This is a genomic window from Mycobacterium sp. IDUB_3 (assembly GCF_055419585.1).
On record NZ_JBVAXZ010000001.1, the window covers coordinates 1,569,879 to 1,582,374 of the forward strand.

A 12,496-nucleotide genomic window follows, 5' to 3' on the forward strand; every position below is an offset into this window, starting at 1 on the left:
ACCACACAGTGAGAACTTGAGGCTTCTGCAAGGAGATCGCCATGCCCTCTCGCGAACTTTCCTTTCCCGTGTTCGACGCCGACAACCACATGTACGAGCCGCAGGAAGCGCTGACCAAGTACCTTCCGGACAAGCGCAAGAACGTCATCGACTACGTGCAGGTTCGCGGTCGCACCAAAATCGTTGTGCGCGGCCACATCAGCGAGTACATCCCCAACCCGACCTTCGAGAAGGTCGCCAAGCCAGGCGCCCAGGAGGACTACTTCCGCAACGGTGCGCAGGGCAAGACCTACCGCGAGATCCTCGGCGAGCCGATGAAGGCCATTCCCGCCTTCCGCGAACCGGGCGCGCGGCTGGAGGTCATGGACGAGCTCGGCATCGACTACGCCCTGATGTTCCCGACGCTGGCCAGCCTGGTCGAGGAGCGCATGAAGGACGACCCGGAGATGACCCACGACGTCATCCACGCGCTCAACGAGTGGATGCACGAGCAGTGGACGTTCAACTATCAGGACCGCATCTTCGCCACCCCGGTGATCACGCTGCCGATCGTTGATCGCGCGTTGGAAGAGCTTCAGTGGTGTCTCGAGCGCGGCGCGCGCACCGTGCTGGTTCGGCCCGCGCCGGTGCCCGGCTTCAAGGGCAGCCGCTCCTTCGGGCTCGAGGAGTTCGACCCGTTCTGGCAGGCCTGCATCAAGGCCGAGATCCCGGTCTCGATGCACGCTTCGGACAGCGGTTACTCCGAATTCGCGAACGTGTGGGAGCCCGGCGACGAGTTCCTGCCGTTCAAGCCGACCCCATTCCGCAGCTTCGCGATGGGCCACCGGCCGATCCTGGATGCGATGGGTGCGCTGGTGTGCCACGGCGCCCTGTCGCGCAACCCAGAGCTGCGGATCCTCTCCATCGAGAACGGCGCCGACTGGGTGCCAGACCTGTTCAAGGGCCTCAAGGGCGTCTACAAGAAGATGCCGCAGTCGTTCAGCGAGGACCCGATCGAGGCGTTCAAGCGGTGCGTCTACATCACTCCGTTCTGGGAGGACCGGTTCACCGAGATCGTCAACATGGTCGGAACCGACCGGGTGATGTTCGGCTCCGATTGGCCCCATCCCGAGGGCCTGAAAGACCCGATCAGCTTCGTCGACGAGCTCACCGACTTCTCTGAATCCGACATCGCCAAGATCATGGGCGGCAACCTGATGAAGCTCATGAAGGTGTCCGCTCCGGCCAAGAAGCCGGTCTCGGCCTGATCGCTTGACCGGTCGCTCGGTGTAGCCGGACCGTCGAAGGGTACTCGGCGACATGACCGTCGATGACTCGCGCCCAGCGGCGGATGGAGGGCAGATGAGCGTGGCACCGCATGACGGGACACCGGTCAGTATCGATGACGACCTCGCGTTCCTCACCGAGCAGATCGAAGCGCTGCAACGACTCGGGCAGCGCCACGACGTCGACGACGAAGAGATCTATGACCTGAGCATCCGGTGGGGCGCCGCGCTCGCGGGACGGCTGCCGCGCGTGGCGCACTACGGTTCGCTGGGACAACTCGGCGACGACGATCAGCGGCGCTTTCAATCGCTGTGCGACCAGTTACGCGAGTTGTCGCCTCTGATAGAGCGATTCGACCTCGCACGGCCGCAGCTCCCAGGATCCACGGACGGTCAGGCTAGCCGGGGGCGTCGCGCCCGCAAGCGTCCGAGTCGCTTCCTGCGTAGGTGAGAAAGTCGGTGTCGCGCAATCTGATCGCGGTCCGCGGCTTGGGGCAATCCGGGTTGCGACAGGTGAGCGCGACCATGTAGGCATCGGCATCCTCGTTCAAGAACAGGAAACCGAGGTACAGGGCGCCGCCGACGGCGAAATCCGTTGCGCCGCAGGCTTCGCAGTGCCCACCCTTCGCCGCGATCTGCTCGAGTACGCGATGCTGCGCCACCGCATCCAAGCTGATCAGCTCGGGGCGTATCCCGACTCCCTCGGTCACCGTGTCGGTCATCTCAGATTTCCACGTCCTTGTCGTAGTACACGCGGTCCTCGCGCCAGCCGCCGGTGCCCATGCCGATCCCGGCATAGTCCTCGACGAATTCGATCTGGTTGATCCACTTGGCCATTTTGAAGCCCACCTGAGTTTCCACCCGCAGGCGTAAGGGCGCACCGTGTTTGATCGGCAACGGCGCGCCGTTCATTTCGTAGGCAAGCAGGGTCTGCGGCTTGTCGGCGAACTCGAGGTCGAGCACCTCATAGAACTGGCCTCCGCCGTGTGACGCCGGCTCGTCGGTGCTGTTGTCCTGCATCGTCAAAAAGCAGATGTAGCGCGCCTGCGGCAGCGGTCGCACCAAGTCCACCAACTGATGCAGATGAACGCCGGTCCATTCGCCGATGCTGGTCCAGCCCTGGACGCAATTGTGCATCACGCATTGCGTTTCCGGCTCGGCAAGCGCGCGCAGCGCGCTCAGGTCCAGAATCACCGGATTTTCCACCAGCCCGCCGACCCGCAGCCGCCAGTCCACGAAGTTGTGCACCGCCATCACCTTGTATTCCGTACTGGTGGGCGGCTTTCCGTTGATGCGGTGCTGCTCGGAGATCTTGTGCTTCGGATAGTTCTGCCGGGAGTTCAGCGGCCGCAGCAGCAGCAGGCGAACCGCGGTGACGACGGCGCCCAGCACGCGCTGCACCGACCGCGGGTTGCGCAGACTCCAGATCGTCGCCGCGACATGGACGGCGATGATCGCAGCAATGATCAGCAGGGAGATCGTGGTCGCCCAATAGGTATTGCGGACGGCCCCGAAAATCATTGACGCGGTGAGCCTGCCCCAGCCCCAGAAGAAAATCATCGACAGGTGAATCACGATGAAGACCAGGAACGCGACGAGGCCCAGGAAGTGCAAGCTCCTCGCCCATTGCCGACCGCCCCACATTCGCACGTACCAGGGGAACCGCGCCTCGATCGCCGGCGACTGAGCGGCCCCGGTCAGGATCTGAAACGGCGCGAGAACAAAGACGACCCCGGCGTAGGTCAGCTTCTGCATGGCGTCCAGCGGCTCACCGGGCAACACCGGCGGCAGATTGAACGTCAGATAGGTGACGATGTCGTCCCACGCTTCGGGCAAGATCGACCACGAGGCAGGCCAGTAGCGGTGCCACTGGCCGGTGGCGAACAACAGGATGTAGTAGGACAGCCCCAGCAGAATCCAGCCGATGACCACAAAGAAGTGCCAGTGGCGGCCCACGCCGAGCTGCGCGCGGCCGGGCAACGAAATGAACGGGCTGTAGTCCTCTTCCTCATCCAGGGTGTCGTAGATCCTGTCCCGCGGCATCACCTTTCGGGTGAAGCGTGCCCACTCCGTGCCCGGCTTGCTGTCGTCGTGCCAGTACAGCTTCGGGTGGGTGGCCAGAATCTCGATACCGCTGCGCAAGATCAGGGTCACGAACAAAACGTTCAGCCAATGATCGATGCGCAGCCATACCGGATAGTCCAACGTCGTCATGCCTGGGCCCCTAGTCGTACCACTGCTGGCGTCGTGGGTAGGCCACGTTGATGCCCGACAGCACCGTCGTGTGCACGGCGATAAACGCCGCCGCGCAAGCCATCCCCAATGTTCCGGGCGCGAAGTCCCACCGGGCGGTCATCGTGCCGAGCCCGGGCAGGCTGACCCAGCGGGTGACCAGATACACGGCGAGATAGGCCGAGCAGACCAAACTGCCGAGATACCAACCGGCCTGGGGCACAGCAGGTTTGATTCCGACCACCATGGCGCCCGCCGCGGTCAGGCAGCCGGTCGCGAGCACCAGCACGTAGATGGCGAAATACCGCGGCAGGCCGGGCTCGGTGGCCAGCAGGTAGACGTGCACCGCCACCAGCCCGGTGAGCAGACCGCCGCCCAGCGCGGTCACCGCGCGCGGCAGGTTGAAGGCCACCCAGCCGTTCAAGGTCAGTACCGGAGACGACAGGAGGCGCCGCCAGAGCGCCGTCGTGCGTCGCACCACGAGATCGGCCACGAGTGCGAGGTACCCGCCCCGCACATCCGCAAACGGGCTGTTCCGCGGTTTAGCGGAGCCGCGATTTTCGCAGCCGTCAATTGCATTTGTCAGCGAATTTGCCGACACATGTGCGGCCGGTATCAAACCGTTGCAATGCGCATGCAAGAACGATTGCTAATCTGAACTCCTACGTGTGCAAATAGGTCAGCCAATTTGACCCGGTTTTCGACTCGGTTCCGCTTTGCGGGCCGCTCGGATGCTGCTAGGAGGACGGCCAGATGGTGGCCGAAAAGGACTGGGACAGAACCGTCGGTGCGGCAGACGACGTACGCCGCGTCTTCGAGCACGTTCCCGCGCTGTTGGTCGGCCTCGAGGGGCCCGACCATCGATTTGTCGCGGTCAATGCGGCTTACCGCACGCTCAGTCCGCCAATTGACTCCATTGGGTTATTTGTGCGCGACATCTATCCCGAGCTGGAGAGCCAGGAAATCCTCCAGATGTTCGACCGGGTATATCAAACAGGCGAGCCGCAGTCGGGCACGGAATGGCGAGTGCAGGCCGACTTCGAAGGCGAGGGACGCGCCCAGGAACACTTCTTCGACTTCATTGTCACGGCGCGACGCGCGGAGGATGGCTCGATCGAGGGCGTGCAGCTCGCATTCGTCGACGTCACCAGCCGGGTGCAGACACGGATGGCCGCCGAAGCTCGCCTCGAGGAGGTGTCCGAGCGGTATCGCAACGTCCGCGATTCCGCCACCGTCATGCAGCAGGCGCTATTGGCGCCGTCGGTACCCATCGTCCCCGGCGCGGACGTGACCGCGCAGTATCTCGTCGCCGCGGAGGACACCGCGGCCGGTGGTGACTGGTTCGACGCGATACCGCTCGGGGACCGGCTGGTGCTGGTCGTCGGAGACGTGGTCGGCCACGGCGTGGAAGCCGCCGCGGTGATGTCGCAGCTGCGGACCGCGCTGCGCATGCAGGTCGTCGCCGGGTATCCGATCGCCGAGGCGCTCGAGGCGGTCGACCGATTCCGCAAGCACGTCCCCGGGTCGAACACGGCCACCATCTGCGTCGGCTCGCTCGAATTCGGCACCGGCGAATTCCGGTACTGTACCGCCGGACACCCGCCGCCGCTCTTGGTCACGGCGGACGCCACCGCGCGCTATCTCGAGCCCTCGGGCGGCGGTCCGCTCGGCAGCGGCACCGGCTTTCCGGTGCGCACCGAATTCCTCGACGTGGGCGACTCGATCCTGCTGTACACCGACGGCCTGATCGAACGACCCGGCCGGCCGCTGGTGGCCAGCACCGCCGAGTTCGCCGAGCTGGCCGCGAACATCGTCGGCGGCCAGCGCGGTTTCGTCATCGAGTCATCGGTGCGACCGATCGACCGAATCTGTTCGGAGACACTGGAATTACTGCTGCGTTCGACGGGCTACAGCGACGACGTGACACTTCTTGCGGCGCAACGTCGGACACCGGCCGCACCGCTGCACCTTACGCTGGATGCGACCATCCGGACCGCACGCGCGGTACGCACCCGCCTGCGGCAATGGCTGTCGGACATCGGCGCCGACGCCGACGACATCTCCGATGTGGTGCATGCGATCTCGGAGTTCGTCGAAAACGCCGTCGAGCACGGCTATGCCACCGAGGTCCCCGACGGCGTTGTCGTCGAGGCGACGCTGTCGGGCGATGGCAACCTGCACGCCTCAGTGACCGACCGTGGACGTTGGAAGGATCACCGCGAGGGCGAGACGGGCCGCGGCCGCGGCCTCGCCATGGCCGAGGCCCTGGTGTCGCAGGCACATGTCAGTCATGGCGCCGACGGGACGACCGCCAGTGTGACGCACCAACTCTCGCGGCAGGCGAATTTCGTCACCGACTCGATTGTCGGCCGGGCAACCAATCGGCGGGCGGTCAGCGCGGAATTCGTCTCCGAGGTCAGCGAACCGGGCCGCATTGTGGTCAGCGGCGATGTCGACTCCATCACCGCATCCACCCTGGACCGTCAGATCGCGGTCGAAAGCCGTTCCGGCGTCGCACCATTGACGGTCGATCTCAGCGCTGTCACCCACCTCGGATCGGCGGGAGTCAGCGCGCTGGCCGCCGCCCGCGAGCGGGCGCGCCGACAGGGCAGCGAGTATGTACTGGTGGCCCCGCCGGGAAGCCCGGCGCACCACGTGCTGTCGCTGGTACAGATCCCTGTGGTCAGCGGCCTGGCCGAGAACGTCGTCGCCGAGGGTTAGGTCCGGTCGGCTCGGTCGCCGTGCCGCACCTGGTTGAACGGAACCCCGCGATCGGCGGCGTACTCCCGGGGCAACCCCAGCACCCGCTCGCCGATCACGTTGCGGGCCATCTCGGTTGTGCCGCCGCCGATGGCGACCGTCTGCCGGGATAGATAGCGCAGGCCCGTTTCGAGTCCGGCGCCCTGCTCCCCCACCACGCCGGCACTTCCCGCGATCGCCAGCGCTGTGTCGACGTCGGTGGTGGTCGTCTCGGAATGGAACAGCCGGATGAGCGTTCCCGCGGCGGGCGGCAGCGCGCCGTCCCTGACGCTGCGGTACACGTGACCGATCAGTTGCTCGGCCACCGCGCGGTGCACCAGGGCGCGACCGGCCATCTCGCGCACGCGTTCGTTGTCGGCTTGCCCGGTCTTCTCCGCGAGCGCCACGTAGTCAACCGGAATGGTGTTGCCGCCCTCGCTGCCGCTGCCGCTGGCGAACTCGGACCCCTGCCCCACCGCTCGGCGTTCGTGGTACAGCTGCCGGGACGCCACCGCCCAGCCGCCGTTGACCTCGCCGACGACGGCGTCATCTCCGACGTCGACACCGTCGAGGAACTCTTCGCAGAATTCGGTGGAGCCGCTCAGCATGGTGATGTGCCGCAACGTGATTCCCGGATGCGCGATGGGTACCAGGAACATCGTCAGGCCCTCGTGCTTGGGCACGTCCCAGTTGGTGCGGGCCAGACACAGGCCGTAGTCGGCGGCGAACGCGCTCGTGCTCCAGGTCTTGGCGCCGTTGATGATCCAACGGTCGCCCCGCCGCTCGGCCCGGGTGAGGACACCGGCGAGGTCCGATCCGCCGCTGGGCTCGCTCAACAACTGCACCAAAACTTCGTCACCGCGCAGCGCCGCGGCGATGTGTTGCTTCTTCTGCTCTTCGCTGCCGGTGTCGAGCAGGGTGGCGCAGCAGATGGTGAACGTCGGGGTGTTGAGAATCAACGGCATCTCGTAGTCGAGGGATTCGACGTCGAAGGCCTGCTGGTATTCGTAGTCCAGCCCGAGGCCGCCGTACTCGCGGGGGAAGCAGATGCCGGCGAATCCGCCGTCATACAAACGCTTTTGCAGTTCTCTGGCCCTCAGCCAGGACCGTTCCTCGTCACGTGGCGCGGCTGGCGGGGCCTCACTGTCGATGGCGGGCATGTTGTCCGCCAGCCATGCCCTGGCTCGTGCGGCGAACTCCGCAACGGACTCGGTCGACGTCATCGGATCTTCCTCATTTCGCCGAGCGACCCGCCTTTTCGAACTCGTATACGCGCAGATTATGCTCCTCTGGCGTCCCAAACATGCCGCGGTACAACGTGATCCGGCGAAGGTAGAGGTGCAGGTCGTGCTCCCAGGTGACGCCGATGCCGCCGTGCATCTGCACGCACGCCTGGATGATCTGACCCGCCATCTCGCCCACGTAGGACTTGGCGATGCTGGCCGACAAATTCGCTTCCGGCGCGCGGGCGGCCACGTCGGCGACCGCCGCCGAGGTGGTGGCGCGGCAGGCTTCCAGCCAGAGCTTCATGTCGGCGAACTTGTGCTTGAGGGCCTGATACGACGCCAGCGGCCGACCGAAGGTGTGCCGGTCCAGCGCCCACCGCACGGTGAGGTCGAACACCGTCTGCAGGGCACCGACCACCTCGGCGCATTGCAGCACCTGGGCGATCTGGCTTTGTCGATCGACGAGCGCGGGCGTCTCGCCGGCGGCGCCGACGGCCGCCGACCGCGGCACCACGACGCCGTCGAAGTGCACCCGGCCGTATTGCTTGACCAGATCGACCGACTGCTGGGGCTCGATCCGGACCCCCGGTGCGTCCGTCGGGACCAGGAACTGACGAATCTCGGCGCCCGCGCCGCAGCGCGCGACCACCAGCAGCAGCGCGCTCTGGGCGGCCGCCTCGACGCGGTCCTTGATGCCGTCGATGCGGTAACCGGAGTCGGTTTCGGTGGCCGTGACCGACGGATCCAGCGGTGCCCAGCCCCGACCCGGCTCACAAACCGCCCACGACGCCACCGATTCACCCGCTATCAGCGCCTCGATGGCGTCGGCGTGCTCGCCGGAGTTTGTGCACTCGACAAGCCCGGCCAGCACGGTGCTGACCGGGTACAGCGGTCCGGGCGCCACCGTCTTGCCGAGTTGCTCGGCGACCATCGCCAGATCGGCGAAGCCGTTCTCCGAGACACTTCCGCCGCCCAACTCCTCCGGCACCAGCAGGCCCGTCCAGCCAAGCTCCGCGGCGCGCTGCCACCACCCGGGGTCAAACGACGTACCCGCGGCGTGCAGCTCCCGCACCCGGCGCAGCGGCGCTTCCTTTTCCAGGAAGGCTTGGGTGGTCGAGGTGAAAAGGATCTTTTCGGGAGAGTCGAGGGTGGTCATTGTGCCGAGGGGATCCTTCTTGACATTCGATCGCTGCGGCTGCAACGGAATCGGTTTGAGTGTTTATTCATCCGCCCGATCGGTCCTCGGTTGGCTGCCGATTCTGATGTTAGCAACGCTCGATACGGTAAGAGATACCGGAGTTCAGTCGGTAAAAGCGGGGCCGAGCGCTACATGGCGAACACGCGGCGGACCGCCTGCGCGTGCAGCGCCCGATTCTCCTGGGAAACAATCCAATCGGGGACCATCGAGTCGAAGCCGTTGAAGGTCGCGGCGATCACGTGCAATTCGGTATGGACGTACGCGTGCAACAGCCGGTTGGCGTAGTCGATGGCCTCATCCCGGCACGGATCGATCTCGGAGCAGCTGACGAACGTGGGTGGCAGGCCTTCGAGATTGGCCCGGTGCGCGGGAACGTGCTGACCGCTGGCGCGGGCGTCGCCGAGATAGTGGTTCCATGCCCGGCTTACGGCCGGACCGTTGAGGCCTGGGGTGCGCTGGAACTCCCGGCGGGACGGCGTGGCATCGGAATCGAGCATCGGCTGGTGCAGGATCTGCATCAGGATCGCCGGGCCTTCCTGGTCGAACATGCGCTGGCTCAAGCTCGCGACCAGCGCCGCGCCCGCATCGCGGCCCATCACCGCGATGCGGCTCGCGTCGGCGTCCAGCTCCGCGCTGTTCGCGACGGCGTAACGGAGGGCCGCCTCGACATCGTCGAGCGCCGCCGGGCACGGATTTTCGGGCGCCAATCGGTAGTCGACCGAAACCACCAGACAACCGCCGTCACGGGCCAGCTCCACGCAGTGCGCGTGGTCGGTCTCCAGGTTCCCGGTGACGAACCCGCCACCATGCGCGTACACCACCAGCGGCGCGGCGGATTCGGTGCGGCCGCGGTACAGACGCAGGCCCAGTTGCTGACCCTCCGGACCTGCGATGGATCGTGAATCAATGGAGACGCCAGTGGTATCGGCCGCAGCGGCGCGCTGTGCGGCCAGCAGGTTGGCGTGTTCCCGCTCGGCCGGCAGTGTCTCGGCGCGGAATTCAAAGGCGCCCAACTCCACGGCGGCATCGCGCAGCACCGGATCGATGCGGCTGAGGCCGTGCGGCCGGGCCAAGTTCGTCTGTGTCATATCAACTCATTTTTCGGGCTCGTCGTGCGGGCTCATCGCCGGTCCCGGAAGGTCAGCCTCACCGTAAACCACCTTCAAGGTAGACCTGCGCTTTTAGGCGGTGACACACCAGGTGCTCAGCGCCGCGAAACGCGCCCGGCGGGCCGGTGCCGCGGTAGGAATGGGGCCATATCGAGTAGGCCCTCGACACGCCGCGAATCGATGCGCGGTTCGGCCCGGCAGGCACAGCCATTGGGCTTCGTTGCTATCTATACTATGATAGCTATTTTCCGCTCGGTACATCCGCCGTGGACATCGCGGGCACTCGTCACCCGGTCCGCGTGAACCGCCTTATCCGTTGTTTCAGGAGGAGCGCTGATGACGCTCAGCACCGACCCGAACGGTCAGCCCGTCGTACCCGCACTCGATTTCACCGGTGAAACCAGCCCTTACCCGTTTTTTCAACACATGCGTCGCACCGACCCGGTGTGGCACGGGTCCCTGAGCGATAACACCCAGTTGCCGGAAGAGCTGCGACCCAGTGACGAGTGGGTCTTGTTCGATTACAACGCTGTATCCCAAGCCTTTCGCGATGACCGGATCTTCACGTCGGCCGCCTACGACAAGACGATCGGGTTGGTGATGGGACACACCATCCTGGCGATGGGCGGCCGGGAACACCACGATCACCGCAACCTGGTGGCCAAGGCGTTCCGCGCGACCGCACTGGAACGCTGGGAACCGTCGGTCATCGGGCCGGTCTGCGATCGACTGGTCGACGAGATCAAGAACGACGGTCATGCCGATCTGGTGAAGGCGGTGACTTTCGAATTTCCCACCCGGATCATCTCGACGCTGCTCGGGCTGCCCGCCGAGGACCTGGACTTCTTCCGGCGGTTGTCCCTCGACCTGATCTCGATCCCGACCGACATCGTGGCGGGATTGAACGCCGCCGCAGAACTCTACGATTATTTCCTCAAACAGGTCGAGCAGCGCAGGCGCAAGCTCACCGATGACATCATCGGGGACCTGGTCGCCGCCGAGATCGACGGTGAGAAACTCACCGACGAGGCCATCATCGCCTTCTTGCGGTTGCTGCTCCCGGCCGGCCTGGAGACCACCTATCGCTCATCGGGCAATCTGCTGTACCTGCTGCTGACCCACCCCGAACAGCTCGCGATGGTCAACCAGGACCGGTCACTGATACCGATGGCGATCGAGGAGGGCCTGCGGTTCGAAACGCCACTGACCATGGTCATGCGGACCACGACGGAAGAGGTCGAAATCGGCGGTAAGGCAATCCCTGCCGAGGCCCAGATCGACATGTGCATGGGCTCGGCCAACCGTGACGAGACCCGCTGGACCGATCCCGATACGTTCGACATCCGCCGGCCGCGGCAATCCCACATCGCCTTCGCCGGCGGTATCCACATGTGCCTCGGCATGCACCTGGCCCGCCTGGAAACCCGGGTCATGCTGAACAGCCTGTTGGACCGCGTCGAGAATCTGGCGTTCGTGCCCGACGACGGAACCGGAGAAGAATCCAAGATCGTCGGGCTCACCTTCCGGTCGCCGAACAAGCTTCCGGTGACGTTCGCCCCCGCCGCATGAGAAGCCGCGCAGCGATCCTGCACGATGTCGGCGGCCCTTGGTCCGTCGAGGAATTCGAGCTCGATCCGCCCAAGGCCGGCGAGGTCCTGGTGCAGATGGCGGCGGCCGGCCTGTGCCACTCCGACGACCACATCCTCAAAGGTGACATGTCGGCGCCCAACGATGTGATGCGATCGATGGGGCTGCCGACCATGTTCCCGATGATCGGTGGCCACGAAGGCTCCGGCATCGTGCGCGAGGTCGGCCCGGATGTCACCGACTTCGCGCCGGGTGACCACGTGGTGATGTCGTTCGTGGCCGTGTGCGGCCAATGCCGCTGGTGCGCCAGCGGAATCGAGTACCTGTGCGACGTCGGTATCGGCACCATGATCCCGGGGATGCCGACCGACGGCACGTTCCGCCACCACACCGCCGACGGCCGCAGCCTCGGCCACATCGCCAAGATCGGCGCCTTCGCCGAACACACTGTGGTATCGACGAATTCACTGGTAAAGATCGAGCAACACCTGCCACTGACATCGAGCGCCCTGCTGTCCTGCGCCATCCCGACCGGTTACGGTTCCGTCGCCAACCGGTCCAACATGCGCGCCGGCGATACGGTCGTGGTGATCGGCGTCGGCGGGATCGGCACGGGCGCGATCCAGGGCGCCCGCATCAACGGCGCCGCGCAGATCGTCGCGGTGGATCCGGTTGACTTCAAACAGAAGTCGGCGCTGCAGTTCGGCGCGACACACAGCGCGGCGACAATTGACGAGGCGCTGGACCTGGTGCGCGGCCTGACCTACGGGGTAATGGCCGACGCGGTGGTGGTCTCGCCCTCGTTGATCACCCCGGAGGACGTCCGCGACGCGGTGAAGCTCACCCGCAAGGGCGGCACCTGCGTACTCACCGGCATGACGTCGCAGTTGACCCGGTCGGTCAAGATCGACCTGCAGGACTTCATCCTGATGAACAAGACGTTGGCGGGCACCATATTCGGCTCGTGCAACCCGAAGGCGGACATCTCCCGGCTGGCCAGACTTTATGAGACGGGCCAGCTTCAGCTGGACGAGATGATCACCAAGCGCTATCACCTCGACGAGGTCAACGACGCCTACGATGACCTGCTCAACGGCAAAATCGTTCGGGGCATCATCGATTTCGGCGTCGGCTGAAAGC

11 protein-coding genes are annotated in these 12,496 nt (G+C 65.4%); 5 read left to right on the forward strand and 6 right to left on the reverse strand.

What is annotated here, in order from left to right:
* Window positions 1-41 precede the first annotated feature (41 nt).
* Window positions 42-1,247: an amidohydrolase family protein gene (locus ACZYVJ_RS06785; protein ID WP_463830308.1), complete on the forward strand. Its 1,206-nt coding sequence runs from the start codon at window positions 42-44 to the stop codon at window positions 1,245-1,247.
* Window positions 1,248-1,341: 94 nt separating this feature from the next.
* A complete protein-coding gene (locus tag ACZYVJ_RS06790; RefSeq protein ID WP_463830309.1) occupies window positions 1,342-1,716 on the forward strand; it encodes a hypothetical protein in 375 nt (124 codons plus the stop codon).
* Here ACZYVJ_RS06790 and ACZYVJ_RS06795 read toward each other — a convergent pair.
* From ACZYVJ_RS06795 to ACZYVJ_RS06805, 3 genes are read right to left on the reverse strand one after another with little or no spacing between them, the layout of a single operon-like run.
* Window positions 1,664-1,987: a hypothetical protein gene (locus ACZYVJ_RS06795; protein ID WP_463830310.1), complete on the reverse strand. Its 324-nt coding sequence runs from the start codon at window positions 1,985-1,987 to the stop codon at window positions 1,664-1,666. The two genes, ACZYVJ_RS06790 and ACZYVJ_RS06795, sit on opposite strands and share 53 nt — an antisense overlap.
* Before the next feature lies 1 nt (window position 1,988).
* A complete protein-coding gene (locus ACZYVJ_RS06800; RefSeq protein ID WP_463830311.1) occupies window positions 1,989-3,479 on the reverse strand; it encodes a molybdopterin-dependent oxidoreductase in 1,491 nt (496 codons plus the stop codon).
* Between the two features lie 10 nt (window positions 3,480-3,489).
* On the reverse strand, window positions 3,490-3,990 hold the full coding sequence (locus ACZYVJ_RS06805) for an oxidoreductase (RefSeq protein ID WP_463830312.1): 501 nt from the start codon (window positions 3,988-3,990) through the stop codon (window positions 3,490-3,492).
* Window positions 3,991-4,250: 260 nt separating this feature from the next.
* Here ACZYVJ_RS06805 and ACZYVJ_RS06810 point away from each other — a divergent pair, with 260 nt between their 5' ends.
* Window positions 4,251-6,218: a SpoIIE family protein phosphatase gene (locus tag ACZYVJ_RS06810; RefSeq protein ID WP_463830313.1), complete on the forward strand. Its 1,968-nt coding sequence runs from the start codon at window positions 4,251-4,253 to the stop codon at window positions 6,216-6,218.
* On the opposite strand, the gene ACZYVJ_RS06815 is transcribed toward ACZYVJ_RS06810, so the two are convergent.
* The 3 genes from ACZYVJ_RS06815 to ACZYVJ_RS06825 form a co-directional block, all read right to left on the reverse strand.
* A complete protein-coding gene (locus ACZYVJ_RS06815) occupies window positions 6,215-7,459 on the reverse strand; it encodes an acyl-CoA dehydrogenase family protein (RefSeq protein WP_463830314.1) in 1,245 nt (414 codons plus the stop codon). The two genes, ACZYVJ_RS06810 and ACZYVJ_RS06815, sit on opposite strands and share 4 nt — an antisense overlap.
* A gap of 10 nt (window positions 7,460-7,469) precedes the next feature.
* Window positions 7,470-8,618 (reverse strand): acyl-CoA dehydrogenase family protein, encoded by a 1,149-nt coding sequence (locus ACZYVJ_RS06820; protein WP_463830315.1) that lies wholly within the window; start codon window positions 8,616-8,618, stop codon window positions 7,470-7,472.
* A 170-nt stretch (window positions 8,619-8,788) separates the two neighbouring features.
* The gene (locus ACZYVJ_RS06825) at window positions 8,789-9,748 is read right to left on the reverse strand and encodes an alpha/beta hydrolase (protein WP_463830316.1); all 960 of its coding nucleotides are present in this window, start codon (window positions 9,746-9,748) and stop codon (window positions 8,789-8,791) included.
* A 357-nt stretch (window positions 9,749-10,105) separates the two neighbouring features.
* On the opposite strand from ACZYVJ_RS06825, the gene ACZYVJ_RS06830 reads away from it, so the two are divergent.
* Entirely contained in the window at window positions 10,106-11,338 is a 1,233-nt protein-coding gene (locus tag ACZYVJ_RS06830) for a cytochrome P450 (RefSeq protein ID WP_463830317.1), read from the forward strand.
* A complete protein-coding gene (locus ACZYVJ_RS06835) occupies window positions 11,335-12,492 on the forward strand; it encodes a Zn-dependent alcohol dehydrogenase (protein ID WP_463830318.1) in 1,158 nt (385 codons plus the stop codon). Before ACZYVJ_RS06830 ends, ACZYVJ_RS06835 begins: the two co-directional genes overlap by 4 nt.
* Window positions 12,493-12,496 lie beyond the last annotated feature (4 nt).